The organism is Leclercia barmai, assembly GCF_049312895.1.
GTDB classification, from domain to species: Bacteria; Pseudomonadota; Gammaproteobacteria; order Enterobacterales; family Enterobacteriaceae; genus Enterobacter; species Enterobacter barmai.
In genome coordinates, this window is sequence record NZ_JBMNWZ010000009.1 from 44,961 (window position 1) to 71,481 (window position 26,521).

The window sequence follows — 26,521 nt, forward strand, 5'->3', positions numbered from 1 at the left end:
AGAAAAAAGCCCGGTGGCGCACAGCGATCCGGGCCTACGAACCCTGCTTTTGTAGGCCGGGTAAGGCGCAGCGCCACCCGGCAACAAGCGGCTGATTAGTAAAGCTTTTTCGCGCAGTCCAGCCAGTCACCTTTGAACGGACGCTTCATGTTTTCGATAGCGTCGATGATGTCATGGTGAACCAGTTTTTCGTTCTGAATACCGACGCAACGACCGCCGAAGCCCTGCTGCAGCAGCTCAATCGCGTAGGCACCCATACGGGAAGCCAGGATACGGTCGTAAGGACCCGGTGAGCCGCCGCGCTGGATGTGGCCGAGAACGGTAGCGCGGGTTTCGCGTTTGGTTTCGGTTTCGATGTACTTCGCCAGCTCGTCCACGTCGCAGATGTGCTCGGTGATGGCAACGATAGCGTGTTTCTTACCTTTGGCGATACCGGCTTTGATTTCTGCCACCAGGTCTTCACGGCTGAATTCCACTTCCGGAACCACCACGAACTCACAGCCACCAGCAATGGCTGCCGCCAGGGTCAGGTCGCCACAGTAGCGGCCCATCACTTCAACGATGGAGATACGCTGGTGAGAAGAAGAGGTGTCGCGCAGACGGTCAATCGCTTCAACAACGGTACCCAGCGCAGTGAAGTAACCGATGGTGTAGTCGGTACCTTTGATGTCGTTGTCGATGGTGCCTGGCAGACCGATGCACGGGAAGCCCATTTCAGTCAGGCGTTTTGCACCCATGTAGGAGCCGTCGCCGCCGATAACAACCAGCGCATCCAGGCCACGTTTTTTCATGTTCTCGATAGCCACTTCACGGATGCGCTCGTCGCGGAATTCCGGGAAGCGTGCGGAGCCCAGGAAGGTGCCGCCACGGTTAATCATGTCGGAAACACTGTAGCGGTCGAGCTGCACCATACGATCTTCATACAGGCCCAGATAACCGTCATAGATACCAAAAACTTCCAGACCTTCCGTCAACGCAGCACGAACCACGCCACGAATTGCTGCGTTCATGCCGGGCGCATCACCGCCGCTTGTCAACACACCGATTTTCTTAATCATGACTACCTCTGAACTTAGGAATGCAAAAATGAAATCTGTTGCCGGAAGACGTCTATCGACCAACGAATACTGCAAATAGTATATCAACCACTTCCAGCTGAATTGATTCAGGTCAGACCAAATGGCGGTTATTTTTCCACAAAATGCTGCCCTGGTTCACTTTTTTACAACGAATTACGAAAGCTCAAAATGTCCATTGCCTGGCTTAGGTACGACTGAGCAGGGATCCTGGTGAATAATGACGTCTGACCCCGGGAAACGCTGCAAAATCGCCTGCTCAACCTGTTCAGCCACCAGATGTGCCTGAACGAGCGGCAGGTTATCTTCCATTTCTAAATGAATCTGAATAAAGCGGGTCGGCCCTGACTGCCGCGTGCGAAGATCGTGAGCGCCACTGACGCCTGGCCAGGAGGTCACAATTTCAAAGATTTCATGCCGTTCTGCGTCTGGCAGTGCGCGATCGAGCAGCGATTGCACCGCATCGTACCCCATACGTAACGCACTGTATAAAATATAGAATCCAATCCCTAACGCAAACAGCGCATCGGCCCGGTGCCAGCCATACCAGGCCAGACCGAGCGCAATAAGAATCGCGCCGTTCATCATAACATCAGACTGATAATGAAGCATATCCGCCCGTACCGCCTGACTTTGGGTTTTGCGTACCACCCAGCGCTGGAACGTTACCAGAACTAATGTGCTTATAAGTGCGATTATTGTCACCACTACGCCAACGCCGGGATCTTTCATCGGCGACGGGGTATACAGGTGCTGAATACCGGTCAAAAAGAGGAACAGCGCCGAACCGGAGATAAACATACTTTGCGCCAGCGCCGCCAGCGACTCCGCTTTGCCATGGCCAAAAGTATGCTCTTCATCTGCCGGCTGCAGAGAGTAGCGCACCACCCAGAGGTTAGTGACCGAGGCGGCAATATCCACCAGGGAGTCGACCAGCGCCGCCAGAATACTGACCGAACCGGTATACCACCACGCGAAGATTTTAATCACTAACAGGCACGACGCCATGATTGTCGCGGCGATTGCGGCCCGGCTGACCAGCCGTCCATAGGATTGATTCATAAACACTCCTGTCATGCTATGCCGCTAGTATAACGGATGCAGGGGAGTCAATAAGATGAATAAAGGATTAACGCATTTTAATGATGGGCAAAAAAAACCCCCTCATCATGAGGGGGAAGACAGGGATGGTGTCTATGGCAAGGAAAACAGGGTCTACTGGTTACTACGGGTATTGCTACTAAAAAGCGTCGATTCGGCGTTCTTCTGCATCCGTGCAACCTCGCGCAACTGATCCATACGTTGCTGGTGTTTCTGGTTCAAAACCGCTTGCTGCTCTGGCGTTAGCAGGTGAAACATCTGGTTGCGGACCCGGGCCATCTCGACCTGGCGGGCAACCTGTTCCTGCGCCATCTTATCTGCCTGAGCGCGTACAGCGTTTTCGTCAAAATTTTCTGCGGTGACAAGGCGATGCATTATCTCCATTTCGCTAACATTAACAGGGGGCTGGTCATGCCGGGCCCGCTGCATCAGATCTCGCATCTGTTGACGCTGATGTTCGGTTAAACTTATGCCGTCAAACATATGGCCCTGGCCGCTTTGCTGCGCAATACCCTCTGCTGAGGAACGGTTATCGCCGGTGATAGCTCCAGCAGCCTGGCTAAATGCACTAAACGCCAGCGTTGAGGCCATGACGGCAGCGGTAACTATGCGCATCACTTACTCCCAAAATCTTTCGTGTCGCGATTCAACGAGAGACAGTCTACGATTCAGGCTGCAAACATGCGTCAGGGGGTGTAAAACAACGTAAAGTCATGGATTAGAGAGCCTTGATGACGTAATTTCTGCCTCGGAGGTATTTAAACAATGAATAAAATCCTGTTAGTTGATGATGACCGAGAGCTGACATCCCTTTTAAAGGAGTTGCTCGACATGGAAGGCTTTGACGTGTCGGTTGCCCATGATGGGGAACAGGCGCTGAGTCTACTCGACGATAGCATCGACTTGCTTTTGCTCGACGTCATGATGCCGAAGAAAAACGGTATCGACACCCTTAAAGAGCTGCGCCAGACACACCAGACACCTGTCATTATGCTGACCGCACGCGGCAGCGAACTTGACCGCGTACTCGGCCTTGAGCTGGGCGCGGATGACTATTTGCCTAAACCTTTTAACGACCGCGAACTGGTTGCCCGTATACGTGCGATCCTGCGACGTTCCCACTGGAGCGAGCAGCAGCAGAACACCGACAACGGCTCACCAACGCTCGAAGTGGACTCCCTGAGCCTGAACCCAGGCCGCCAGGAAGCCAGCTTTGACGGCCAGGCGCTGGAGTTGACCGGCACCGAATTCACCCTGCTCTACCTGCTGGCACAGCATCTCGGCCAGGTGGTATCGCGTGAACATCTGAGCCAGGAAGTGCTGGGTAAACGCCTGACGCCTTTCGACCGCGCCATTGATATGCACATTTCCAACCTGCGCCGTAAATTGCCGGAACGCAAAGACGGTCACCCGTGGTTTAAAACCCTGCGTGGACGCGGTTATCTGATGGTTTCCGCTTCATGATAGGCAGCTTAACCGCCCGCATCTTCGCCATTTTCTGGCTGACGCTGGCACTGGTTTTAATGCTGGTTTTGATGTTGCCAAAACTCGACTCACGCCAGATGACGGAGCTCCTCGACAGCGAGCAACGTCAGGGTGTGATGATCGAGCAACACGTAGAAGCAGAGCTGGCCATCGATCCGCCCAACGATTTGATGTGGTGGCGCAGGCTGTTTCGCGCGATTGAAAAATGGGCGCCTCCCGGGCAGCGCCTGCTGCTGGTCACCAGCGAAGGCCGTGTGATTGGTGCGGACCGCAATGAAATGCAGATCATCCGTAACTTCATTGGCCAGGCCGATAATGCCGATCATCCGCAGAAGAAGAAATACGGTCGTGTGGAGATGGTGGGGCCGTTCTCCGTCAATGACGGGGAGGATAATTACCAGCTCTACCTGATTCGCCCGGCGAGCAGTTCCCAGTCCGACTTTATCAACCTGCTGTTCGACCGCCCGCTGTTGCTGCTGATTGTCACCATGCTGGTGAGTTCACCGCTGTTGTTATGGCTCGCCTGGAGTCTGGCGAAGCCGGCTCGCAAACTGAAAAACGCTGCGGATGAAGTGGCGCAGGGCAACCTGCGACAGCATCCTGAGCTGGAAGCCGGGCCGCAGGAGTTCCTGGCGGCGGGTGCCAGCTTTAATCAGATGGTAACGGCGCTGGAGCGGATGATGACCACCCAGCAGCGCCTGCTCTCGGACATCTCCCACGAACTGCGCACTCCGCTGACGCGCCTGCAGCTGGGTACCGCCCTGCTGCGTCGTCGCAGCGGTGAGAGCAAGGAGCTGGAGCGTATCGAAACGGAAGCGCACCGTCTGGACAGCATGATCAACGACCTGCTGGTGATGTCGCGCAATCAGCAGAAAAACGCCCTGGTCAGCGAAACGGTGAAAGCCAACCACCTCTGGCATGAGGTGCTGGATAACGCGGCATTCGAAGCGGAGCAGATGGGGAAATCCTTCACCGTCAACTTCCCGCCGGGCCCGTGGCCGCTGTACGGTAACCCCAACACGCTGGAAAGCGCGCTGGAGAATATCGTTCGTAACGCCCTGCGCTATTCGCATACCAAAATCGAGGTGGCGTTCTCGGTGGATAAAGACGGCATCACCATTAACGTGGATGACGATGGTCCTGGCGTCAGCCCGGAAGATCGTGAGCAGATTTTCCGTCCGTTCTACCGTACCGACGAAGCCCGCGACCGTGAATCTGGCGGCACCGGCCTCGGTCTGGCGATTGTTGAGACCGCCATGCAGCAGCACCGCGGTTGGGTCAAAGCGGACGACAGCCCGCTGGGGGGATTACGCTTAACCCTCTGGCTGCCGCTCTACAAACGTTCCTGACGCGTATCCCCGGCAATAGCGCTATTGCCGGGGATGTCCTGCCTTAAACTTCTGCAGTCACTGCCGCGAGCTTCTGCTTTTTGATCCGCCTTACCAGCAGCGTGGAGCAGGCAAAGCCCATCAGGCTGAACCCAATCATCACGCTAAAGACATAGTTGTAGCCCGCGATCCCGCTGTGAGTGTCGAGCAGCCAGCCGTATAACGTATAGGCGAACATGGCGGGCATGTAACCGATAATGCAGCCGAAGGCCATCGCCGATCCGGCATATTCACGCGGTGTGCCGATCTCGTCCATCGGTGCAAAGAAAATGGCGCGCTGAGAGAAAATAATCGCCCCGAACCCCAGCGTTGCCGCCATCCCGATATAGACGTTCATCGACTGGTGAGGCAGCTGCATAAAGACAATCATCGCCGCGGCGGCAATCAGGAACGTCCACTTCAGATAGACGGTTGGCGATTTAGCCACTTTGTCCGCCAGGAAGCCGCCCACCGGTCCCCCCACCATCTTCAGGGCATACTGGTTGATGATGCCGTAGGCACCCACCAGAGCCACCGGCAGCATGTAGATATCTTTCAGGAACGGGATGAAGTAAGTGAGCCCGCAGTAGGCGGCGTAGACGAAGAAAATGCCAAACGCGGCCAGCCAGACGTTGGTGCAGGAGAGAATATGCTTGATGCCCTTTAACACTTCCATGTTGGCACTGCTGTTTTCACCGCCCTTGACCTTATCGTCATCGACAATGAAGTAGGTGATTACGCCGGCGGCAAGGGTAATCAGCGTGTAGTACAGCAGCCCCGCCTGCATGCCCGCTTTGCCTTCACCGAAGTGAACAAAGACAAACAGCGCCCCGGAGGCAACGATAACGTCCACCACGCCACGCCCGGCCTCCAGGAAGCCAAACATGCGCCCCTGCTCCTCCTGCGTCCCCAGCAGACGTACCGCTTTCAGCAATACCGGCCAGTACACCACGTCGGCGAAAAAGGCCATCGCCGCAAAGCAGATTAAATACCCGGTAAACGAGGGCAGCGTGGATAAATAGAGGCCGCACAGCCCCACGCCGATTAAACCAAAAGGCAGAAGGATTTTTTTGGAATAGCGATCGGCAATATACAGCGAGAGAAAAAGCCCGGTGGTTTGTACAATGGTATAGACCGTGAAACTCAAACCGATTTGCGTATTGGTTAAGCCCCAGTCGCTCTGCATTGGCACATAAAAAACATCTTTCATGCTGGAAAGTTTAAATATGGTGCCGCCGCCTAAAATCAAAAAGCAGAGCCGTGCCCATTTATTCATGAACATAATAAACACCCTCACTGTAGGTTGAGAAGTTATTCCCAATCAAAAAATGAATATAAAGATCCAAAGCCAGTCCAGATATGGAATAGCCTTCCTGCCCCATCGTTATTTAATATAAAAAGTTATCTGCTATTTATAAATTTATCACACAGGTTACGAATAAAATGGATTTGTGAAAGGGCGTGCTCTTTTTCCTCGGCAAGACGCGCATCCACCAGCGCGCTATCCGGCAGCGGTGTATAGCTCGCATTTCGCCATGGGATCCACGGATTATTCCCTTCATCATCGAAACGGAAGGCAGGCGCATAATACTCAACCTCTTCTTCAAGGCCGAATGAGGTCACCTGGGGTGCTTCTTCCCCTAAAAGTAATAATCTTTTCAGCATCTCTTCAATGGGTAAATCACCCTGTCCGGTACGGCAGGCTTCATGTCCCCAGCCTTTTCCTTCTTTCAGACATCGCGCGTCTTTAATATGCACCTGAGTGATCAGCGGCGACATCACCTCTAATGCCGCAAGCGGCTGCTCATTGGCGTTAATCATATTGCCAAAGTCGAACAGAATAGAGAGGTTCTTCATGCCGCTGTTTTTCACCAGCGCTACCAACTCATGGCCCTGTAAATCTTCGTGCTGCTCGATGGTAAAGCTCAGGCCGCAGTCATCGAACTGCGATAAATAAGCGATATCACCGGCGATTTTATCCAGCACCTCGTTCAGATAGCCCTCATAGCGCGGATAAAAGCGCACCGAGGTAGCGCCCGTCGCCCGGGCGATGCGGATCGCATCATCGAGCGTCGCTTTATCCGAGGCGCTGGTTTCAATATGGATATCCAGCTTGTAGCCCTGGGCCTTCTCTTTAAAATTCTGTAACTGCTGGTCGTTTATATTTTGCAGAGACTGCGTTTCTCCATCTTCGACATGAATTTTCACCCCCTTTAATTTTTGCTGATGAGCAATATCCAGCAGATCGCCAGGAAGAATACGCTCGTAGCGCATATTTAAATGAAAAGCATAGGCGTGCAAATAAAGAGGAATATTTCTGGCACGTTCAGCAAGTCGCTTTTGTTCACTCTTTTCCATTTTTTCTCACTCCTCACGAATAACCAGTTCCACTGATTCAAGACGCCAGTATTCAAAGTCAACCTGAACCACTTTTTTGTCACGGGTCGCACGATGTTTTTCCACCAGAATACCGTAGGTGTTCGGCGCAACCCCGAGCTCTTTACAGGCCATTTCCGGCAAATTAACCGGCTTGAAGATCATCTCTTTAATGGTCAGGGCGTGACCAAATTCGTCTTCCCATATTCTGGCAAACGCGTGGTTATCCAGTTTATGAATAAAATCCGGCGCGGTTTGCGCGTCGATATAAGACTCATGGTAGAAGACTTTATGTTCATCCAGTCCACACCATCCCGTCACCCGATAGCGGTCGCCTGACGCAGGAAAAACGTTTTCCACGTGATGCGGCACGCTGTCGACGCTCTCTCTGGATAAATAGCCCCAGGAGGGATTGCGCCCCTGCGCCCGGGCCTCAGCATTAAAACTGGAGAGCGATTTCGGGTTATAGATAAAGCGCTTAGCGGAAATAAACCAGCCGCTGCGATTCTTGCGGAATATCCGCGCATCCACTTCAAGCTCAATTAGCACCTGGCGCAGGGTCATGCGTTTTGCGTCGAGCAGTTCGCAAAGCTCACGCTCGGACGGTAATTTGGAGCCTGCCGGTAAGTTCTGTTCGCTCAGCCAGCGTTCGAAACGCTCTCTGAGGACATCCACGTAGTTTTTCTCTTTCATCTCGACCAATCTGGTTTAAACCAATTTGATCATAAGATATTTGAGCCGGAATAATTCTCAAGTTTTTTTACGAAACCAACACTTTTTTTGTGGGCCAGGTATCAAGAATGGCGCAGGAAGAGGGGCAGCAGGCGTGGGGGCAGGTCGCCCCCATCAGAGAAGAGAAAATGCAGGAAGGAGAACCTACTTACCCCACAATCTCCGGGAATTGTCTTCGATCTTGTTGCTAAGACGCCGCTTCTGCATGGTTCGCGTCCAGCTGGTCGACAGACCCGCCGCAGACAGCAGGCGCTGATACTGTTCGTCATCAAAGGGCATATGCCAGGCGATGGCGCAGGCATCATGCACCGATACGTCGCTCAGGCGGGAGACGAGCGTCAGCGGCGCATCCGCCGATACCTGCCCTGCCAGCACCACGCGATAGAGCCAGCCGGTTTTCGCCGCGTTCTGCATTTGCGTGGCCATGTCGTTAATGCCGAAATGGAAGTTGAGCTTGAAGCAAGGGGAACGCGGCTGGGTCACCTGGATCAGGGCCTCGCCCCAGCGAAAGATATCGCCGATAAAGACGTTCTTCTCCGTCAGCCCCTCGGTTGACAGGTTTTCGCCAAACGCCGGAGCGACGAACAGATCGGCCTGAGCGGGATATTCGCTCGCCCAGTGCTGATAATGCTCGCGCGGATAGTGACACAGCGCGCGCTCTGGCCCGCCGTGGATTTTCTTTTCCGCCTGCTCATCGCCCGCCAGACCCAGCTCGGTTAACGTCAGTTCGCCATCAACCTGCAGTTTGGCAATCGCGCTCGGGCGGCTACCCTCGTAGTCCCTTATTTTTCCGGTGAATACATTAACGGGATAGTCCATCGCGGCTCCTTGTGCAGATTGTGGGTATAAAAAAAGCGAGTCATCAGACTCGCTTCTCACAGAAGGCTTTGCAACCTTATTTTTTAGCAGCGAAACGTGCCGCAGCTTCGTCCCAGTTTACAACGTCCCAGAAGGCTTTGATGTAGTCCGGGCGACGGTTCTGGAATTTCAGGTAGTAAGCGTGTTCCCACACGTCCAGGCCCACGATTGGGAAACCGGATGCGCCAGAGATCGCTTCGCCCATCAGCGGGGAGTCCTGGTTAGCAGTAGAAACTACCGCCAGCTTGTCGCCTTTCAGAACCAGCCACGCCCAGCCAGAGCCGAAACGGGTAGCAGCCGCTTTTTCGAACTCAGCTTTGAAGTTCTCAACGGAGCCGAAGTCGCGCTCGATAGCGGATTTCAGGTCGCCCTGCAGGGTAGTGCCGGTTTTCAGGCCTTTCCAGAAGAAGCTGTGGTTAGCGTGGCCGCCCGCGTTGTTACGCAGTACGGTTTTCTTGTCAGCTGGCAGTTGCTCCAGTTTGGTGATCAGCTCTTCAGCAGACAGGTTGGCGAATTCTGGCAGGCTTTCCAGCGCCGCGTTGGCGTTGTTAACGTAAGTCTGGTGGTGTTTGGTGTGATGGATCTCCATCGTCTGCTTGTCGAAATGCGGCTCAAGGGCGTCGTAAGCGTACGGCAGGGATGGCAGGGTATAGCTCATAATCATCTCCATTATTGTCGGGCGGCAAACGTGTTAATGCCGCGTAAGCAGTTGGTTCATTATAGTTAATTAAATGATATTGAAAATGTTTATCAATGCCGTAGTTTTAATAAGGTTATAACTTTTCGTTATGTCACTGATCTGGCGGGGCGTGCGGAGAACTCAGGGGGTTGGTGAATATTCTATTACGCTGCGTTATGGCTGCGATGCCGCCACTGAACCGGCGTCATCCCCACTTCGCGGTTAAACACCACCGAGAAGTAGTTGCTGTCCTCAAAGCCGCACTGCATGGCCACTTCGCTGACCATCAGTTCGGTATGCTGCAGCAGATACTGCGCATGGCAGATGCGCAACTGGCGCAGATAGTGGTTGACCGTCATGCCGGTCTGGGTACGAAACTGCTGGCGCAGGGCGCGCTCGCTGCACTGCTCCTGCTCGCAAAACTTCTCCAGTACAAAGCTGCGGTTCAGGCTGCCGGAAAGGGCGGTGATGAGCTTATCCAGCAGCGCTTCCGGCTCGCTGGCTTCGGGGTTATCCGGGGCGTAGCGGTAGCGCCTGAGCATGATGGTCAGCTGGGCAAACAGCAGTTCCGCCAGTTCAAACGCATGAGGGTCGTCCTTCAGGCTCTCCTGCTCCAGCTGGGCGATGACCTGGCGCACCTGAGCCATGCCGTTGCTGCCGAGCCGCCAGTGCGCCGCGCCGCGGGCATTCAGAAAGCCGGGGATGTTGGCCCCCCAGTCCACGTTGAGCTTCAGCCGGTCGGGGCAGTAGATGATGTTCTGCAGCACCAGATCGTTCACCGAGGCGTAGGAGTGTTTGTCCTCGGCGCGGATATAAAACAGGTCGCCGCGGGTGATGCGATAAGGGCGATCGTTGAGGATATGCAGGCCGTTGCCGCGCCACACCAGCACCAGCTCGCAGAAATCATGGGTGTGTTCGGCAAAGACATTTTGCGGATAGCGGTCCGCCACCGCGACGGCCTGAGCAGCGGATGCAAAAAAATCGGCTCTGCGAAGAATCAACTGTCCTGCCACGTCACAACCTCTACCGGGGAATAACCTGACATTATTACCCGCTTTGCGGCAATAAAACGGTGATTTTCCTCGCGTTACTGAAGGGAGGCATCCCGGCCCTGGCGAATATCGCGCGGCGACCAGTTGAACTCCCGGCGAAACAGGGTCGAAAAGTGGTTACTGTCGCCAAAACCGCAGCGATAGGCGATATCCGTGACGCTATCATCGGTATGACGCAGCAGATGGCGGGCTTTGATCAGCCGCAGACGGTTCAGGTAGCGCTGGGGCGTCTGGCCGGTGTGCTGTTTCAGCTGACGATGCAGGGTGCGCAGCGACAGCGAGAAGTTATCCGCCAGCGTCTCCCAGCAGACATCTTCCGCATAGTGATCTTCCAGCCAGGCCATCAGCTGATTGAGCCGGGCGTCGTTATTCGCGGCCCCTTCCACCAGACTGCCCCGGCGCAGCAGCACCAGCAGCTGCATAAACAGGATTTCACGGCTGGCGAGGGCGTGGGTCTCCTGGCCCTCTTCCGACTGCTCCATCTGGCTTACCAGCTGACGCACCTGTTGCAGCGTGGACTGGTTTACCCGCCAGTGTGACGGATAATGGCCATCCTGCTCCTGAGGCAACAGCTGGTTTAATCCCGACAAAAACTGGAACGCTTCCGGAGAGCGATAGAGCACGTTAGTCAGGCACAGGTTGTCGGTATGTTCGTACATGTGCCGGTCGTGATCGCGCACAAAGCACACCGTCCCGCCGCTGATGGTGTACGGCTGTCCGTTGAAGACATGGATGCCCGTCCCGTGCTCCACGATCACAATCTCATGAAAATCATGATGATGTTCCGGAAACGCAGCCTGGGGCAGCCGCGGCTCAATCGCCACAGGCGAGTGGCCTGAAGGGAAAAAATCCACGCTGTGCAGTACGGTCATAACGGGTCACCACCAGATGATAAGAGTTCTCAAAATAGTAATTTAGGGTTCCCCGGCTCACCTTAAATTTTCGACAGCAAATGGCGCAAACCCTGTCGCTTTTTCAAGAAACGGCGGGAAAGATCCGGAAATGCGGACACCGTCACACCGCCTGTTTTTGCCGCTAAAAACCGAAATTGTGAACTCTCTCACGTTCATCTTTGAATTCTTGCCAGCGCCTGAAATGCGCTGTCACTGGCAAGAAGGTCGCTTTCCCTTCCCTTTTTTACACTCACCGGCAATGACTTCAATAAGGATCGGACCATGACTTTCCGCCATTGCGTGGCTGTCGATTTAGGTGCCTCCAGCGGCCGGGTGATGCTGGCAAGCTACCAACGCGAGGAGCGCACGCTTGTGCTTCGCGAAATCCACCGTTTCATTAACTGCCTGCAAAAGCAGGATGGTTTTGACTGCTGGGATATCGACACTCTGGAAGCGGAGATCCGCGCCGGGCTGAATAAGGTATGTGAAGAAGGCATTCGCATCGACAGCATCGGGATTGATACCTGGGGCGTGGATTACGTGCTGCTGGACAGCAACGGCCAGCGCGTGGGCCTGCCGGTCTCCTACCGCGATGACCGCACCGACGGAGTGATGACCCACGCCCTGGAGCAGCTCGGCAAAGCGGAGATCTATGGCCGCAGCGGCATTCAGTTCCTGCCCTTTAATACGCTCTATCAGCTGCGCGCCCTGGTGGAACAGCAGCCGGAGCTGGTGGCGAACGTCGCCCACGCCCTGCTGATCCCGGACTACTTTAGCTACCGCCTCACCGGCCAGATGAACTGGGAATATACCAACGCCACCACCACCCAGCTGGTGAACATTAATTCCGATAACTGGGACGAGAACCTGCTCCGCTGGACCGGCGCGCCGCGCGACTGGTTTGGCACCCCGACCCATCCGGGCAATGTGATTGGTCACTGGATCTGCCCGCAGAAACATGCCATCCCGGTAGTCGCCGTCGCCAGCCACGATACCGCCAGCGCGGTGATTGCCGCGCCGCTGGCCTCAAAGGATGCGGCGTATCTCTCCTCCGGCACCTGGTCTCTGATGGGCTTTGAGAGCAAAACCCCCTACACCAGCGAGCGCGCCCTGGCGGCCAACATCACCAACGAGGGCGGCGCAGAGGGTCGCTACCGGGTGCTGAAAAACATTATGGGCCTGTGGCTGCTGCAGCGGGTGCTGAAGGAGCAACGCATCAGCGACCTGGCGACCCTGATTAGCGAGACGCAAGCCCTGCCGGCGTGCCGTTTCCTGATCAACCCTAACGACGACCGCTTTATCAACCCGGCCAACATGAGCGCCGAGATCCAGGCCGCCTGCCGCGACACCGCCCAGCCGGTGCCGGAGAGCGCCGCCGAACTGGCGCGCTGCATCTTCGACAGCCTCGCCCTGCTGTATGCCGAGGTGCTGAACGAGCTGGCAACCCTGCGCGGGAAGCCGTTCAGCGAGCTGCACATTGTCGGCGGCGGCTGCCAGAACCAGCTGCTCAACCAGCTGTGCGCCGACGCCTGCGGCATTCCTGTGTTAGCCGGGCCGGTTGAGGCCTCGACCCTCGGCAATATCGGCATCCAGCTGATGACTCTCGATGAATTGACCAACGTCGACCAGTTCCGCCAGGTGGTGACCGGCAACTACGGCCTGACCACCTTTAACCCGAATCCCGATCATGAGATTGCCCGCTACCAGGCGCAGTTTCAGCAACAACGACCGACTAAGGAGCTTTGCGCATGACCACTCAACTTGAACAAGCCTGGGAACTGGCTAAACAGCGTTTCGCCGCCGTGGGCGTGGATGTCGAGGAGGCTCTGCGTCAGCTCGACCGTCTGCCCGTCTCTATGCACTGCTGGCAGGGCGACGACGTCGCCGGTTTTGAGAACCCGGGCGGCGCGCTGACCGGCGGGATCCAGGCCACCGGTAACTATCCGGGCAAGGCGCGTAACGCCGCCGAACTGCGTGCCGATCTGGAGCTGGCCCTGAGCCTGATCCCGGGCCCGAAACGCCTGAACCTGCACGCCATCTATCTGGAGTCCGACGAGCCCGTCGAGCGTAATGCCATCAAGCCGGAACATTTTAAGAACTGGGTTGAATGGGCGAAAACCAACAAGCTGGGGCTGGATTTTAACCCCTCCTGCTTCTCGCATCCCCTGAGCGCCGACGGGTTCACCCTCGCCCACGCCGATGACGAGATCCGCCAGTTCTGGATTGACCACGTGAAGGCCAGCCGTCGCGTGTCGGCGTACTTTGGTGAGCAGCTGGGCACCCCGTCGGTGATGAACATCTGGATCCCGGACGGAATGAAAGACATTACCGTTGACCGTCTCGCCCCGCGTCAGCGTCTGCTGGCGGCGCTGGATGAAATCATCAGCGAAAAACTCAACCCGGCGCACCACATCGACGCCGTGGAGAGCAAGCTGTTCGGCATTGGCGCCGAAAGCTACACCGTCGGCTCTAACGAGTTCTACATGGGTTACGCCACCAGCCGCCAGACCGCGCTGTGCCTGGATGCGGGTCACTTCCATCCAACCGAAGTGATTTCCGACAAGATCTCCGCCGCGATGCTGTACGTGCCGCACCTGCTGCTGCACGTCAGCCGCCCGGTGCGCTGGGACAGCGACCACGTGGTGCTGCTGGATGACGAAACCCAGGCCATCGCCAGCGAGATTATCCGCCATGACCTGTTCGACCGGGTGCACATCGGCCTCGACTTCTTCGACGCCTCCATCAACCGCATCGCGGCATGGGTTATCGGCACCCGCAACATGAAAAAAGCCCTGCTGCGCGCCCTGCTGGAGCCTACCGCCGAGCTGCGCGCGCTGGAAGCCGCAGGCGATTACACCTCGCGCCTGGCCCTGCTGGAAGAGCAAAAATCACTGCCGTGGCAGGCGGTATGGGAGATGTACTGCCAGCGTAACGATGCCCCGGCGGGCAGCCAGTGGCTGGATAACGTCCGGGCGTACGAGCAGGACGTTCTCAGAATTCGCAAGTAAACAACATTGCCGGGTGGCGCTTCGCTTACCCGGCCTACGTTTAGCTGTAGGCCCGGCAAGCGAAGCGCCGCCGGGCATTTTCAAAGGAAACACAGAATGCAGACCATCACTCAATCCTGGTTCGTCCAGGGCATGATCAAAGCCACCTCCGACGCCTGGCTGAAAGGCTGGGACGAGCGCAACGGCGGCAACCTGACGCTGCGCCTGGATGAAGCGGATATCGCCCCGTTTGAGGCGGATTTCCACGCCAAACCGCGCTACATCGCCCTGAGCCAGCCGATGCCGCTGCTCGCCAACACGCCGTTTATCGTCACCGGTTCCGGCAAATTCTTCCGCAACGTGCAGCTCGACCCCACCGCGAATTTAGGGGTGGTAAAAGTGGACAGCGACGGCGCGGGCTACCACATTCTTTGGGGGCTGACTGACGAAGCGGTACCAACCTCTGAACTGCCGTCCCACTTCCTCTCCCACTGCGAGCGTATCAAAGCCACCAATGGGAAAGATCGCGTGATCATGCACTGCCACGCCACCAACCTGATCGCCCTGACTTTTGTACTGGAGAACAACTCAGACGTCATCACCCGCCAGCTGTGGGAAGGCAGCACCGAGTGTCTGGTGGTGTTCCCGGATGGCGTAGGCATTCTGCCGTGGATGGTGCCGGGTACCGACGAAATCGGCGAAGCCACGGCGGCCGAGATGCAAAAACGCTCCCTGGTGCTGTGGCCGTTCCACGGCGTGTTCGGCAGCGGCCCGACGCTGGATGAGACCTTTGGTCTGATCGACACTGCCGAGAAGTCTGCCGAAGTGCTGGTAAAAGTCTATTCGATGGGTGGCATGAAGCAGACCATCACCCGGGAAGAACTGATTGCGCTGGGCAAACGCTTTGGCGTTAACCCTGTGCAGTCAGCGTTAGATCTGTACAAATAAGAACATCGCGCCCCGCTCATCGGGACGGGGCGAACCTACACCTGCAAACCCTACAAAACTCAATTAAGTGGAGTAAAAGCAATGAAAATAAAGACAAGCTTGATCCTCACCGTTGCCGCCCTGGCGTTGTCCGGTTCTGCTTTAGCTGAAGTGAAAATCGCCCTGGTGGCGAAATCGTTAGGTAATGGCTTCTTCGAAGCGGCAAACGTGGGTGCCCAGGAGGCAGCCAAAGAGTTGGGTGATGTCAAAGTGATCTATACCGGCCCGACGACCACCACCGCCGAAGCCCAGATCGAAGTGCTGAACGGGTTGATCGCCCAGGGCGTGGATGCGATCGCAATCTCCGCCAACGATCCTGATGCCGTGGTGCCGGTGCTGAAAAAAGCGATGCAGCGCGGGATCAAAGTGGTGTCGTGGGATTCCGGCGTGGCGAAAGCCGGTCGCCAGATCCACCTCAACCCGTCTAACAACGCGCTGATTGGCGAGACCAACGTCAAGCTGGCAGCTGAGGCGCTGAAAGCGCTGAACGTGGAAAAAGGCGACGTGGCGGTGCTGAGCGCCACGCCAACCTCCACCAACCAGAACACCTGGATTGCCGAGATGAAAAAGGTGCTGCCGCAGTACCCGTCCGTCAATCTGGTGACCGTGGCCTATGGCGACGATCTCTCTGACAAGAGCTACCGCGAAGCGGTGGGCCTGCTGAAAACCTACCCGGACCTGAAAGTGATCGTCTCGCCGTCGTCGGTGGGCATCGTGGCGGCGGCGCAGGCGGTGAAAGATCAGGGCAAAATCGGCAAGGTGTATGTCACCGGCTTAGGGCTGCCGTCTGAGATGGCCGGCGCGGTGAAATCCGGCGCCAGCAAGAGCTTCGCCATCTGGAACCCGATCGACCTCGGGTATGCCGCTACCTACTTAGCGGATGACCTGGTGAAAGGCACGGCAACCAAAGAGGAAGCCAGCATGGGCAAACTGGGCAAAGTGAAGCTGGATGCCGACGGCAGCGGCGCCATGGCTGAGCCGTTTGTTTACGATGCCAGCAATATTGATAAGTTCTCGAAAATCTTCTAACAACTTCGCCCCTCACCCCGGCCCTCTCCCCATAGGGGAGAGGGTGTAATTGTTCCCTCTCCCCTTTGGGGAGAGGGTTAGGGTGAGGGGTAATGGAATTTCTGGAGAACTATCATGACCCCATTATTGGCGCTTAACGGCATCACTAAGGTTTTCCCTGGCGTGCGCGCCCTTGAGAACGTGCAGCTTGAGCTCTGGCCCGGCAAAGTCACCGCCCTGATCGGTGAAAACGGCGCGGGCAAATCGACGCTGGTCAAAGTGATGACCGGCATTTACCAGCCCGACGCGGGTGAAATCCTCTATAAAGCGATCCCTATTCAACTGCCGACCCCTGACTCGGCGCATAAGGTGGGCATTACCGCCATTCACCAGGAGACCGTGCTTTTCGATGAGCTGTCGGTCACCGAAAACATTTTTGTCGGCCAGTACCTCTATAAAGGCATTTTCAAAAAGCTCGACTGGCCGGAGATGCACCGCCGGGCGCAGGCGATCCTCACCCGTCTGGAGGTGCAGATTGATCCGCGCGCGACGCTGAAAACCCTGAGCATCGCCCAGCGGCATATGGTGGCGATCGCCCGGGCGCTGTCGTTTGACGCCCAGGTGGTGATCCTCGATGAACCCACCGCCGCCCTGTCCCAGCACGAAATCCTCGAGTTCTACCAGATCGTCGAACGCTTAAAGCAGGAGGGAAAAGCCATCCTGTTTATCTCCCACAAGTTCGACGAGATTTTTGAGCTGGCGGATCACTACACCATCCTGCGCGACGGCGTGTTTGTCGGCGCCGGGGCCATCAACGACATCACCGAAGAGCGGATGGTGGCGATGATGGTGGGCCGCGCGATAACCCAGACCTTCCCGAAAGTGGAATGCGAGAAAGGCGACACCGTGCTGGAGGTGAAGGATCTCTGCCATCCGACCGAGTTCGCCAGGATCTCCTTTACCCTGCGCAAAGGCGAAATCCTCGGCTTCTACGGGCTGGTGGGCGCCGGACGTACCGAACTGATGCAGGCGCTCTCCGGCGTTTCGCGCCCCTCTTCCGGCAGCATTGTGCTGAACGGTAAAGAACAGCATTTCCGCCAGCCGGCGGACGCCATCAAAGCCGGGATCGTCTGCGTACCGGAAGAGCGCCAGAAGCAGGGGGCGATTATTGAGCTGTCGATTGCGCAGAACATCAGCCTGCCGCAGCTCAGCAAGCTCAACGCCAACGGCGTGCTGAACGACGATCGCGAGTGGCAGCTGGCGGACGAATACGCCAAACGCCTGCAGGTGAAAGCCTTTAGCTGGAAACAGGCGGTGGAGACCCTTTCCGGCGGCAACCAGCAGAAAGTGGTGATCGGCAAATGGCTGGCGACCCACCCGGACGTCATCATTCTCGATGAACCGACCAAAGGGATCGATATCGGCTCCAAGGCGGCGGTGCACCAGTTTATGTCCGAGCTGGTGGGTCAGGGGCTGGCGGTGATCATGGTCTCCTCCGAACTGCCGGAAGTGATGGGCATGGCCGACAGAATTATCGTCATGCATGAAGGGTTAATGGTGGCGGAATACCAGGCGGGGGGCGCGACGGCGGAAACCATCGTCAGCGCCGCCAGCGGTGCCAGACAGGAGGCCGCATAATGGTGCAACAACTGCTTAAACACCGCGAAGCGCTGCTGGCGGCGGTGATCGTGTTGATGGTCATCGCCATCGGCACCCGCGTCCCGTCGTTTATCGCCCCGGGCAACCTGGTGGAGATGTTTAACGACACCTCGATTCTGGTCATTCTCGCTCTGGGGCAGATGATGGTGCTGCTGACCAAAGGCATCGACCTGTCGATGGCGGCAAACCTGGCCCTGACCGGGATGATTGTCGCCCTGATCAACTTTAACTATCCCGAGGTGCCGGTCTGGGTGCTGCTGATCCTGGCCACCGCTCTGGGCCTGCTGATGGGCGTCATCAACGGCCTGCTGGTGTGGAAGATGGGCATTCCTGCGATTGTGGTGACGCTCGGCACCATGAGCATCTACCGCGGGATCATCTTTTTGCTCTCCGGCGGCGGCTGGGTCAACTCTAACCAGATGGGGGCTGATTTTCTCGGCTTGCCGCGTGCGTCGGTGCTGGGGTTACCGGTACTGAGCTGGTGCGCCATTGCCGCCCTGCTGCTGGTGGGCTATTTCCTGCGCTACAGCCGTACCGGACGCGCGCTCTACACCGCGGGCGGTAACGCCACGGCGGCGTACTACACCGGGATCAACGCCGGCAAAATGCAGTTCGTCAGCTTCTGCCTCTCCGGGGCGCTGGCCGGGTTCTGCGGCTATCTGTGGATCTCGCGCTTCGCGGTGGCCTATGTCGATGTGGCGAACGGCTTCGAGCTTCAGGTGGTGGCGGCCTGCGTGATTGGCGGCATCAGCACCATGGGCGGTACGGGCCGGGTGTTAGGTTGCCTGTGCGGCGCGCTGTTCCTTGGGGTCATCAACAACGCCCTGCCGGTAATTGGCGTGTCGCCGTTCTGGCAGATGGCGATTTCCGGGACGGTGATTGTGATTGCGGTGCTGCTCAATGAACGCGGCAACAAACGCAAAGGACGGCTGATCCTGCGCGATGCGGCGCTGGCACGTCAAAAACAGGCGGTGAGATCATGAGTAAAATTATGACGTCTGAAGAGATCAAAAATACGCCCGCTGCGTCGGGCATTTTCCAGCGCCTGCTGTGCTGGGAAGGTTTTCTGCTGGCGGTCACCCTGGCCGTGTTCGTGGTCAACGCGCTGGCCTCCCCCTACTTCCTTAATATCTGGAACCTGTCGGACGCCACGTTCAACTTCACCGAGAAAGCGATCATCGTGCTGCCCATGGCGATGCTGATTATCGCCCGTGAAATTGATCTGTCGGTGGCCTCCACCATCGCACTCAGCTCCACGGTGATGGGCTTTTGCGCGGCCGCCGGGCTGGATACGCCGTTGCTGGTCTGCGTGGGGTTAGGCGTAGGCCTGCTGTGCGGGCTGTTCAACGGTCTGCTGGTGACCCGCTTCAACCTGTCGTCGATTGTCATCACCATCGGCACCATGAGCCTCTATCGCGGCATCACCTACATCCTGCTGGGCGACCAGGCGTTAAACACCTGGCCGGAGAGCTTCGCCTGGTTTGGCCAGGGGTACGTCTGGGGTGCGCTGTCGTTTGAGTTCGCGCTGTTTATCGTGCTGGGGGCGGTGTTCGCCTTCGTGCTGCACAAAACCAACTTCGGGCGTCGCACCTACGCCATCGGCAATAACCCGACCGGAGCATGGTATTCCGGCATCAACGTCAAGCGTCACAACCTGATCCTCTTTGCCCTGGTGGGGCTGATGGCCGGGCTGGCCTCGGTGCTGCTCACCTCGCGTCTGGGCAGTACCCGCCCGACCATTGCGATGGGCTGGGAGCTGGCGGTGGTGACCATGGCGGTGCTCGGCGGGGTCAATATTCTCGGCGGTTCCGGCAGCATGGTGGGCGTGATTATCGCCGCCTTCCTGATGGGGCTGGTCACCTTCGGCCTGAGCCTGCTCAACGTGCCGGGCATCGTGATGTCGGTGATTATCGGCGCGATGCTGATTGTGGTGATCTCCCTGCCGATTATCACCCGCCGGATTATGCAGCGAAGACGGATCTAAATGCCGGGTGGCACTGCGTTTACCCGGCCTACGAACCGTAGGCCCGTGCAAGCGCAGCGCCGCCGGGCATAAAAATCACCGTAATTAAGGAGAATTATCATGAGCTTTATGTTGGCGCTGCCGAAAATCAGCCTGCACGGCGCAGGCGCAATCGGGGATATGGTTAAGCTGGTGGCGAACAAACAGTGGGGCACCGCGCTGATTGTCACCGACGGTCAGCTGGTGAAAATGGGCCTGCTCGACAGCCTGTTTACCGCCCTCGACGCGCAGCAGATGTCTTATCACCTGTTTGACGCGGTGTTCCCGAACCCGACGGAAGCGCTGGTGCAGCAGGGCTTTGCCGCGTTTCAGGATGGGCAGTGTGATTACATTATTGCCTTCGGCGGCGGCAGCCCGATCGACACCGCCAAGGCGATTAAGATCCTCACCGCCAATCCTGGTCCGTCTACCGCTTACTCCGGCGTCGGCAAAGTGCTCAACCCCGGCGTGCCGCTGGTAGCGATCAACACCACTGCAGGCACGGCGGCAGAGATGACCAGCAACGCGGTGATCATCGATTCGGCGCGTCAGGTCAAAGAGGTGATCATCGACCCGAACATTATCCCGGACATTGCCGTGGATGACGCCAGCGTGATGCTCGATATTCCGGCCGCCGTGACGGCAGCCACCGGCATGGATGCCCTGACCCACGCCATCGAGGCCTATGTCTCCGTCGGCGCCCACCCGCTCACCGACGCCAACGCGCTGGAGGCGATTCGCCTCATCGCTCACTGGCTGCCGGAGGCGGTCAACAACGGCCACAACCTCGTGGCACGGGAGCAGATGGCCTTCGGCCAGTATCTGGCGGGGATGGCCTTTAACAGCGCCGGTCTGGGGCTGGTGCATGCCCTGGCCCACCAGCCGGGTGCCACGCACAACCTGCCGCACGGCGTCTGCAACGCCATCCTGCTGCCGATCATCGAAAACTTTAACCGCCCTAACGCCGTAGAACGCTTTGCCCGCGTGGCGCAGGCGATGGGCGTGGATACCCGCGACATGAGCGACGAAGCCGCCAGCATGGAGGCGATCAACGCCATTCGCGCCCTGAGCACCCGCGTCGGGATCCCGTCCGGCTTCAGCAAGCTGGGCGTGACCAAAGCCGATATCGAAGGCTGGCTCGACAAAGCCCTCGCCGATCCTTGCGCCCCCTGCAACCCGCGCAGCGCCAGTCGCGACGAGGTGCGCGAACTCTATCTGGAGGCATTATGATCCGCAAAGCCTTTGTGATGCAGGTAAACCCTGACGCACACGAGGAGTACGAACGTCGCCACAATCCGATCTGGCCAGAACTGGAAGCGGTGCTGAAAGACCACGGCGCACACCACTACGCCATCTGGCTCGATAAAGAGCGTAACCTGCTGTTTGCCACGGTGGAGATTGAATCGGAAGAGCGCTGGAATGCGGTGGCGAACACCGACGTCTGCCAGCGCTGGTGGAAATATATGGGAGAAGTGATGCCCTCTAACCCGGATAACAGCCCGGTGAGCGCCGGGCTGAAAGAGGTGTTTTATTTAGCGTAACAATAATGCAGGTGATACAAGGCAAGTATCACCTGCGTTTAGCGTACTGTCCTGAGCCCATAAACAGCGGCATTATGTTCCCATATGATGGTTTCGTTTTTTTCTTTTGCATCACGACAGTGCTGCTCAATGACTGAGATCTGCTCGGGCGATAACGCACAATAGGGTTTGATATAGCGATAAATATCGAGTTCTTCTACTGAACAAACACGTCTGGCATTCTCAAACAGCCCTACCTTTCTCATGACATTCAGAAGATTGATATCAAGGGCTTCAATGACAAGTTCAATCTTGTTTATCTTGACTCTTATCGTATCGATGGCTGTTCTTGCATCATTAACATTAGGCGCTTTAACCCATATAGGTTCATGATGGGATATACGGTTTCTGTACTCTCTCAGTTCAAAGATGATATCGATCAGCTCTTTTCTGACCTTTTGGGGATTCGTGTTGATTCTGGCGTAGTTCTTAAACACCTTACTCAATGATTTTGGCCACAAATAGAGCGGGTTTTCTCGCGGTGCAGGGGTGTTGTATTCATTATTTAATACATAATGCCAGGTGCTGAAATCCGTTGATGCAATGATCTGATCGTGAGTCCAGTCCGGCACAGGTTGTGCCGGTGCGCGTGTACCTCGCCTGCGTCTCATCTCTTTTTTGCGCCATTCACGGTTTAGACAATCTTTCGCCTTTTCGATGTTTTTATGGAAATGACATTCATCGCAAACTTTATTGCTATGAATTTTTTCCCACCACATGTCACCAAATCTTGCCCTGGCTTCTCTATCAACGGCATTTCTTAAAGAAATCTCAAGGTTTTGTAGGAGCGGATAAGATAAATAGAAGCTGCCGCATGCTGAGACCAGATATAAATACCGTAAAGTTCACATTCATCAACTGGACGAAAAGTAGTTCGATAACTATCAAGACGTATTGATGAGATCAATGAAATAATCGGTTTATAATGAGTAGCTTGCGGCATTTATTCTTGCTCCCATAACAATGGGCCGAAGCATACCATATACTTGAAGAAAGGGTTGACGGTGGATCCATGGCCCTATAGTATCTGCTCCCAACAGCCTGTACTGTCTACTTCCCCTTTAATAGGTTCTAGTTGCGTACATCATAGGCAAAGCGATTTATGAAACCCACCTCCGGTGGGTTTCGTCGTTTTCGCGGGCCGCAAATTTTTCAGGGGCTTACGTTAATTTGCTTCCACCGTATTACTACGCGCCGCGATCTCCCGCTTACCGCTCAACGTAAACGCCGACACCAGCGTAATCGCCAGCACAAAACAGCCCAGCATCAGATAGGTATCCTGGAAGCCGATCCGGTCATACATATTCCCGGCAAAGGCGGAAAGGAAGATCGCCGCCAGCTGCTTGGCAAAGTTGAAACCAATCAGGTAGATGGTCGCTGACAGCCGGGTATCAAACACCCCGGTGATGTACTTAAATGCGCCCACCAGCAGGAACGGCACTTCCAGCGCGTGCAGCATCTTCAGGGCTACCACTTCCACGGCGGTGGTGGCAAATGAAGACCCGATAATGCGCGTCGCCATAATCAGTCCGGCAATCAGCAGCGTATTTTTCGCACCAATGCGGTTAATGATCCACGGCGAGCAGAACATGATGATGGCGTTACAGATTTCGCCCGCGGTGGTTGCAAAACCAAACGCCCGCGTGCCCGCCTCCGGCGTGGCGAAGAAGGTTTTAAAGAAGGTGGCGAACTGCTGATCGAAGACGTCATACACGCAGGCCACGCCAATCACATACAAAATGAACATCCACATTTTGCGCTGGCGGAACAGGTTAATCACCGTTCTGACGGTGATCTGCGGCTGGTTAGCGCCTAATGCGTTCATCACCTGGGCGGTCTGGTTGGGCTTCGGTTTTGCCACCACTAACAGCACCATCAGCACCAGCGCCGCGGCGGACCCCATCCAGAACACATACGAAGGATCGATGCCGAACAGGATGCCGCCCGTCGAGGCGCACAGTCCCCAGCCCAGGCAGCCGAACATGCGCGCCTTGCCGTATTCAAAGAAGCTGTTGCGGCTCACGCGCTCGATGTAAGCCTCGATAGCACCCGATCCCGCCGAGAAGACAAAGCCGATATAGAGCCCACCGCTCAGCGCCCCGAGCCAGATATTGGTTTTCAGCAGGGGAGCGAAAACGTAGAGGAAGAACGGCGCGAACAGAAACAGCAGCACCGCGATGATCCACAAAAGGTGTTTTTTCAGCCCCAGCTTGTCGGACACCACGCCCAGCACCGGCTGGAACGAGATGGCGGAGAGCGAGATGCAGGAGAAGACAATCCCGGTATGGGTTTTATTCAGGCCGATGATATCCGACAGCCAGATCGGCAGGAACGGAAAGCAGGTGGCCATGATGAAGAAGTAGAGAAAGAAGAACGATCCGAAAATCCAAAAGTTCGGATTGTCTTTGTGGGTACAGGCAGTCGTGTTCATTATTTTTATCCTCAACTCAGGGCCGCTTGCCCGGCCCATTGCCCTTATACGCGTTCAACGCCAATCAGAATGGCGGTTTCCGGATCCAGAACCGGCAGCGCCAGCCCCGCCTGCATCAGCCATTCGCCGCTCACCGTTTGCGGTGCCTCCATCCAGGCCGGCAGCTTGCGCATGGTATGTCCCCCTTCGCCGGTCAGGCGGATATTGGGGTGATCCAGCAGCGTGATGCGGTACCGGGCGTTGGCCGCCAGTCCCGGCATGCGCAGCGGCATCATCAGGGTGTAATCCGGCATCGCCATCTGGCTGACGAGAAACAGCCCCTGGGCCTGATCCTGGCTCACGATCCCCTGCGCCAGGGTGGTGCTGTCGGGCATATCCATGCGCCACTGGGTGCCGCGATGGATCACCTCGCGCCACTGCTTATGCAGCGCCGCATAGTGCCGGTAGCCCTCGCGCTCCTGCTCGTCCACGGCGAGCGGGTCCAGCTCCAGCCCCATATGCCCGAACAATGCCGTCAGGCCGCGGAAGGCGATGCTGTGCTGGCGGAAGGTGGCGTGGCATTTATGATGACCGATATGCGCGCCCATCACCTCCGGTGGGAAGAAGTAGCTCATGCCGCGCTGGATGGTATTCCGTTCCAGGGCGTCGTTGTTGTCGGACGCCCAGAAGCGATGGCAGCGGGTCAGCACTTCATAGTCGATACGTCCCCCGCCGGAGGAGCAGGATTCAAACTCCACGTGCGGGAAGCGCTCGCCCAGAGCATCCAGCAGGCGGTAGAACTGTCGGGTCTGGGCATCGGCGGCGGCCTTGCCGTTATGCCCCGGCTGCACCAGCTCGCGGTTCATGTCCCACTTCACATAGTCAATCTTATGCTCACCCAGCAGCCAGCTCATCCGCTCCAGAAGGTAGTTGAAGGCGGCAGGAATGTTAAGGTTCAGCACCCACTGATGGCGTCCGGTGGCCTGTTCGTACCCCGGCAGGGCCAGCACCCAGTCCGGGTGCGCGCGGTAGAGATCGGAGTTGGGGTTAATCATCTCCGGCTCGACCCAGATACCAAACTCCATCCCGAGATCTTTCACATGGTTAATCACCGGCGTTAGGCCGTTGGGGTATTTTTGCTCGTCGAGAGTCCAGTCGCCCAGCGCGGCCTGGTCATTGTTACGCCCCTTAAACCAGCCATCATCAATGATAAAGCGCTCGACGCCCAGCGAAGCCGCCTCGGTGGCCATGCGCATGATGTACTCAGGATCGTGATTAAAGTAGATCCCCTCCCAGGTGTTGAGATGCACCGGGCGCGGTTTGTTCTCCGGGAAGCGAATGATGTTGCTGCGCAGATAGCGGTGGAACTGCTGGCTCATGCCGTTCAGCCCTTGCGCGGAGTAGCTGGCGTAGAGGCGTGGCGTCCAGAGCGTTTCGCCCTCGCTAATCGCCATCTCACCCGGCAGATAAAGCGCTTCGGCCTGCAGATAACGACGGCCATCGGTTTTGGCCTCGGCGCGCAGGCGATGGTTGCCGCTCCAGCCCAGATGCACGCCCCAGACGTCGCCCTGCATTTCGCTGAAACCCGGCGTGCCGCTAATCAGCGCCGGGAAATGTTCGTGGGAGGTTTTCCCCCGGCGGTTTTCGATAACAAAGCTGTCGTGCTCCAGCAGCAGGCGATGCGGCTGGAACTCGCGGATCCAGCGGCCATGAAACGCCATCACTTCCCGGGCGCGTTCCGCCAGCGGCACGGTGACGGCCAGGCGCTCAACCTGCCACGGCTGGCTTTTGAGATTGGTCAGACCGTGGCGAACGGCCAGCACGCCGCTGTCATCAAGGGCAATCTCGCTGGTCAGACGCAGACCGGCATTTTGGTCTTCGGCGGTTAGGGTCAGGGTTTGCCCCTGCTGCGATACCGCAACGGTACTGAACTTCGGCGAACCATCCAGCCCCTGGCGGTGGCCTTCAATGCCCGGCGCGCCAAACAGGCCGTGGGCCAGCTCCGCCATCAGTGTAACCGGCGAGTCAACGTCCAGTCTACCGTTGGCAACCGGGCGGGAAAGCGTGGCCGCATCCTGCGGCGAAAAGTGGCGAAGGTGGGGTCCCCAGTAAAGAATTTCGGCGAACGGGTGGGTTTTGATCACCACATCCACCGTTTCGCTCGCCAGTCGTAAAATAGCCTCTTGCATCGGACATCTCCTGTCATCGGGATATCCTGAGTTTTGATCCGAAACGTTTCGGATACAAACCAAAACGTTTCGGTTTTGTG

The 26,521-nt window shown here is 56.9% G+C and carries 24 protein-coding genes; 11 read left to right on the forward strand and 13 right to left on the reverse strand.

Annotation, left to right across the window (positions count from 1 at the left end):
• Window positions 1-95: 95 nt before the first annotated feature.
• The 3 genes from pfkA to cpxP all read right to left on the reverse strand — a co-directional run bounded on the left by pfkA (window position 96) and on the right by cpxP (window position 2,792).
• Window positions 96-1,058 carry a 6-phosphofructokinase gene (gene pfkA, locus ACOYA6_RS21870; RefSeq protein ID WP_039032141.1) on the reverse strand — a complete coding sequence of 321 codons (963 nt, stop codon included), beginning with the start codon at window positions 1,056-1,058 and terminating at the stop codon, window positions 96-98.
• A 174-nt stretch (window positions 1,059-1,232) separates the two neighbouring features.
• The gene (gene fieF / locus ACOYA6_RS21875) at window positions 1,233-2,138 is read right to left on the reverse strand and encodes a CDF family cation-efflux transporter FieF (protein ID WP_039032142.1); all 906 of its coding nucleotides are present in this window, start codon (window positions 2,136-2,138) and stop codon (window positions 1,233-1,235) included.
• 153 nt (window positions 2,139-2,291) lie between these two features.
• Window positions 2,292-2,792: a cell-envelope stress modulator CpxP gene (gene cpxP, locus ACOYA6_RS21880; protein WP_039032143.1), complete on the reverse strand. Its 501-nt coding sequence runs from the start codon at window positions 2,790-2,792 to the stop codon at window positions 2,292-2,294.
• Window positions 2,793-2,942: 150 nt separating this feature from the next.
• On the opposite strand from cpxP, the gene cpxR reads away from it, so the two are divergent.
• Both cpxR and cpxA read left to right on the forward strand, forming a co-directional pair.
• Window positions 2,943-3,641 (forward strand): envelope stress response regulator transcription factor CpxR, encoded by a 699-nt coding sequence (gene cpxR / locus ACOYA6_RS21885; RefSeq protein WP_039032144.1) that lies wholly within the window; start codon window positions 2,943-2,945, stop codon window positions 3,639-3,641.
• Window positions 3,638-5,011, forward strand: coding sequence for an envelope stress sensor histidine kinase CpxA (cpxA, locus tag ACOYA6_RS21890; RefSeq protein ID WP_039032145.1), 1,374 nt, complete (start codon window positions 3,638-3,640; stop codon window positions 5,009-5,011). Before cpxR ends, cpxA begins: the two co-directional genes overlap by 4 nt.
• A gap of 43 nt (window positions 5,012-5,054) precedes the next feature.
• Here cpxA and ACOYA6_RS21895 read toward each other — a convergent pair whose 3' ends face one another.
• From ACOYA6_RS21895 to rhaS (ACOYA6_RS21925), 7 genes are all read right to left on the reverse strand, one after another.
• Window positions 5,055-6,305, reverse strand: coding sequence for an MFS transporter (locus tag ACOYA6_RS21895; protein WP_156126925.1), 1,251 nt, complete (start codon window positions 6,303-6,305; stop codon window positions 5,055-5,057).
• Window positions 6,306-6,430: 125 nt separating this feature from the next.
• A complete protein-coding gene (locus tag ACOYA6_RS21900) occupies window positions 6,431-7,387 on the reverse strand; it encodes a sugar phosphate isomerase/epimerase family protein (protein ID WP_039032147.1) in 957 nt (318 codons plus the stop codon).
• Window positions 7,388-7,393: 6 nt separating this feature from the next.
• A complete protein-coding gene (locus ACOYA6_RS21905) occupies window positions 7,394-8,098 on the reverse strand; it encodes a UTRA domain-containing protein (RefSeq protein ID WP_039032148.1) in 705 nt (234 codons plus the stop codon).
• 183 nt (window positions 8,099-8,281) lie between these two features.
• Window positions 8,282-8,956 carry a 6-hydroxyaminopurine reductase gene (yiiM, locus tag ACOYA6_RS21910; protein WP_422655414.1) on the reverse strand — a complete coding sequence of 225 codons (675 nt, stop codon included), beginning with the start codon at window positions 8,954-8,956 and terminating at the stop codon, window positions 8,282-8,284.
• Between the two features lie 76 nt (window positions 8,957-9,032).
• Window positions 9,033-9,653 (reverse strand): superoxide dismutase [Mn], encoded by a 621-nt coding sequence (gene sodA, locus ACOYA6_RS21915; protein ID WP_422655415.1) that lies wholly within the window; start codon window positions 9,651-9,653, stop codon window positions 9,033-9,035.
• A gap of 185 nt (window positions 9,654-9,838) precedes the next feature.
• Complete coding sequence (rhaR, locus tag ACOYA6_RS21920) at window positions 9,839-10,687, reverse strand: HTH-type transcriptional activator RhaR (RefSeq protein ID WP_139563839.1); 849 nt, start codon at window positions 10,685-10,687, stop codon at window positions 9,839-9,841.
• Between the two features lie 74 nt (window positions 10,688-10,761).
• Window positions 10,762-11,598, reverse strand: a complete 837-nt coding sequence (gene rhaS / locus ACOYA6_RS21925; protein ID WP_139563840.1) for an HTH-type transcriptional activator RhaS — start codon at window positions 11,596-11,598, stop codon at window positions 10,762-10,764.
• Between the two features lie 303 nt (window positions 11,599-11,901).
• Here rhaS (ACOYA6_RS21925) and rhaB point away from each other — a divergent pair, with 303 nt between their 5' ends.
• The 9 genes from rhaB to rhaM all read left to right on the forward strand — a co-directional run bounded on the left by rhaB (window position 11,902) and on the right by rhaM (window position 21,803).
• A complete protein-coding gene (gene rhaB, locus ACOYA6_RS21930) occupies window positions 11,902-13,371 on the forward strand; it encodes a rhamnulokinase (RefSeq protein ID WP_422655416.1) in 1,470 nt (489 codons plus the stop codon).
• Window positions 13,368-14,627: an L-rhamnose isomerase gene (gene rhaA, locus ACOYA6_RS21935; protein ID WP_039032154.1), complete on the forward strand. Its 1,260-nt coding sequence runs from the start codon at window positions 13,368-13,370 to the stop codon at window positions 14,625-14,627. The genes rhaB and rhaA overlap by 4 nt, the downstream gene beginning before the upstream one ends.
• Before the next feature lie 96 nt (window positions 14,628-14,723).
• Window positions 14,724-15,554, forward strand: coding sequence for a rhamnulose-1-phosphate aldolase (rhaD, locus tag ACOYA6_RS21940; protein WP_223075630.1), 831 nt, complete (start codon window positions 14,724-14,726; stop codon window positions 15,552-15,554).
• An 81-nt stretch (window positions 15,555-15,635) separates the two neighbouring features.
• On the forward strand, window positions 15,636-16,622 hold the full coding sequence (gene rhaS, locus ACOYA6_RS21945) for a rhamnose ABC transporter substrate-binding protein (protein WP_032615332.1): 987 nt from the start codon (window positions 15,636-15,638) through the stop codon (window positions 16,620-16,622).
• A gap of 114 nt (window positions 16,623-16,736) precedes the next feature.
• Window positions 16,737-18,239 carry a sugar ABC transporter ATP-binding protein gene (locus tag ACOYA6_RS21950; RefSeq protein WP_039032156.1) on the forward strand — a complete coding sequence of 501 codons (1,503 nt, stop codon included), beginning with the start codon at window positions 16,737-16,739 and terminating at the stop codon, window positions 18,237-18,239.
• Window positions 18,239-19,243, forward strand: a complete 1,005-nt coding sequence (locus tag ACOYA6_RS21955) for an ABC transporter permease (protein ID WP_039032157.1) — start codon at window positions 18,239-18,241, stop codon at window positions 19,241-19,243. Before ACOYA6_RS21950 ends, ACOYA6_RS21955 begins: the two co-directional genes overlap by 1 nt.
• Window positions 19,240-20,244 (forward strand): ABC transporter permease, encoded by a 1,005-nt coding sequence (locus ACOYA6_RS21960; RefSeq protein ID WP_039032158.1) that lies wholly within the window; start codon window positions 19,240-19,242, stop codon window positions 20,242-20,244. Before ACOYA6_RS21955 ends, ACOYA6_RS21960 begins: the two co-directional genes overlap by 4 nt.
• A gap of 99 nt (window positions 20,245-20,343) precedes the next feature.
• Window positions 20,344-21,492 carry a lactaldehyde reductase gene (gene fucO / locus ACOYA6_RS21965; RefSeq protein ID WP_138370904.1) on the forward strand — a complete coding sequence of 383 codons (1,149 nt, stop codon included), beginning with the start codon at window positions 20,344-20,346 and terminating at the stop codon, window positions 21,490-21,492.
• Window positions 21,489-21,803, forward strand: coding sequence for an L-rhamnose mutarotase (gene rhaM, locus ACOYA6_RS21970; protein ID WP_039032160.1), 315 nt, complete (start codon window positions 21,489-21,491; stop codon window positions 21,801-21,803). The genes fucO and rhaM overlap by 4 nt, the downstream gene beginning before the upstream one ends.
• 38 nt (window positions 21,804-21,841) lie before the next feature.
• On the opposite strand, the gene ACOYA6_RS21975 is transcribed toward rhaM, so the two are convergent.
• The 3 genes from ACOYA6_RS21975 to ACOYA6_RS21985 all read right to left on the reverse strand — a co-directional run bounded on the left by ACOYA6_RS21975 (window position 21,842) and on the right by ACOYA6_RS21985 (window position 26,441).
• Complete coding sequence (locus ACOYA6_RS21975) at window positions 21,842-22,561, reverse strand: hypothetical protein (RefSeq protein ID WP_422655417.1); 720 nt, start codon at window positions 22,559-22,561, stop codon at window positions 21,842-21,844.
• A 446-nt stretch (window positions 22,562-23,007) separates the two neighbouring features.
• Window positions 23,008-24,273 (reverse strand): MFS transporter, encoded by a 1,266-nt coding sequence (locus ACOYA6_RS21980; RefSeq protein ID WP_422655418.1) that lies wholly within the window; start codon window positions 24,271-24,273, stop codon window positions 23,008-23,010.
• A 44-nt stretch (window positions 24,274-24,317) separates the two neighbouring features.
• On the reverse strand, window positions 24,318-26,441 hold the full coding sequence (locus tag ACOYA6_RS21985; RefSeq protein ID WP_422655419.1) for an alpha-galactosidase: 2,124 nt from the start codon (window positions 26,439-26,441) through the stop codon (window positions 24,318-24,320).
• Between the last annotated feature and the right edge of the window lie 80 nt (window positions 26,442-26,521).

Excerpts from the sequence above, each read along its gene's own strand:
- pfkA (WP_039032141.1), bottom strand. The coding sequence starts at position 1,058 with ATGATTAAGAAAATCGGTGTGTTGACAAGCGGCGGTGATGCGCCCGGC.
- fieF (WP_039032142.1), bottom strand. The coding sequence starts at position 2,138 with ATGAATCAATCCTATGGACGGCTGGTCAGCCGGGCCGCAATCGCCGCG.
- cpxP (WP_039032143.1), bottom strand. The coding sequence starts at position 2,792 with ATGCGCATAGTTACCGCTGCCGTCATGGCCTCAACGCTGGCGTTTAGT.
- cpxR (WP_039032144.1), top strand. The coding sequence starts at position 2,943 with ATGAATAAAATCCTGTTAGTTGATGATGACCGAGAGCTGACATCCCTT.
- cpxA (WP_039032145.1), top strand. The coding sequence starts at position 3,638 with ATGATAGGCAGCTTAACCGCCCGCATCTTCGCCATTTTCTGGCTGACG.
- ACOYA6_RS21895 (WP_156126925.1), bottom strand. The coding sequence starts at position 6,305 with ATGAATAAATGGGCACGGCTCTGCTTTTTGATTTTAGGCGGCGGCACC.
- ACOYA6_RS21900 (WP_039032147.1), bottom strand. The coding sequence starts at position 7,387 with ATGGAAAAGAGTGAACAAAAGCGACTTGCTGAACGTGCCAGAAATATT.
- ACOYA6_RS21905 (WP_039032148.1), bottom strand. The coding sequence starts at position 8,098 with ATGAAAGAGAAAAACTACGTGGATGTCCTCAGAGAGCGTTTCGAACGC.
- yiiM (WP_422655414.1), bottom strand. The coding sequence starts at position 8,956 with ATGGACTATCCCGTTAATGTATTCACCGGAAAAATAAGGGACTACGAG.
- sodA (WP_422655415.1), bottom strand. The coding sequence starts at position 9,653 with ATGAGCTATACCCTGCCATCCCTGCCGTACGCTTACGACGCCCTTGAG.
- rhaS (WP_139563840.1), bottom strand. The coding sequence starts at position 11,598 with ATGACCGTACTGCACAGCGTGGATTTTTTCCCTTCAGGCCACTCGCCT.
- rhaB (WP_422655416.1), top strand. The coding sequence starts at position 11,902 with ATGACTTTCCGCCATTGCGTGGCTGTCGATTTAGGTGCCTCCAGCGGC.
- rhaA (WP_039032154.1), top strand. The coding sequence starts at position 13,368 with ATGACCACTCAACTTGAACAAGCCTGGGAACTGGCTAAACAGCGTTTC.
- rhaD (WP_223075630.1), top strand. The coding sequence starts at position 14,724 with ATGCAGACCATCACTCAATCCTGGTTCGTCCAGGGCATGATCAAAGCC.
- rhaS (WP_032615332.1), top strand. The coding sequence starts at position 15,636 with ATGAAAATAAAGACAAGCTTGATCCTCACCGTTGCCGCCCTGGCGTTG.
- ACOYA6_RS21950 (WP_039032156.1), top strand. The coding sequence starts at position 16,737 with ATGACCCCATTATTGGCGCTTAACGGCATCACTAAGGTTTTCCCTGGC.
- ACOYA6_RS21955 (WP_039032157.1), top strand. The coding sequence starts at position 18,239 with ATGGTGCAACAACTGCTTAAACACCGCGAAGCGCTGCTGGCGGCGGTG.
- ACOYA6_RS21960 (WP_039032158.1), top strand. The coding sequence starts at position 19,240 with ATGAGTAAAATTATGACGTCTGAAGAGATCAAAAATACGCCCGCTGCG.
- fucO (WP_138370904.1), top strand. The coding sequence starts at position 20,344 with ATGAGCTTTATGTTGGCGCTGCCGAAAATCAGCCTGCACGGCGCAGGC.
- rhaM (WP_039032160.1), top strand. The coding sequence starts at position 21,489 with ATGATCCGCAAAGCCTTTGTGATGCAGGTAAACCCTGACGCACACGAG.
- ACOYA6_RS21975 (WP_422655417.1), bottom strand. The coding sequence starts at position 22,561 with ATGTGGTGGGAAAAAATTCATAGCAATAAAGTTTGCGATGAATGTCAT.
- ACOYA6_RS21980 (WP_422655418.1), bottom strand. The coding sequence starts at position 24,273 with ATGAACACGACTGCCTGTACCCACAAAGACAATCCGAACTTTTGGATT.
- ACOYA6_RS21985 (WP_422655419.1), bottom strand. The coding sequence starts at position 26,441 with ATGCAAGAGGCTATTTTACGACTGGCGAGCGAAACGGTGGATGTGGTG.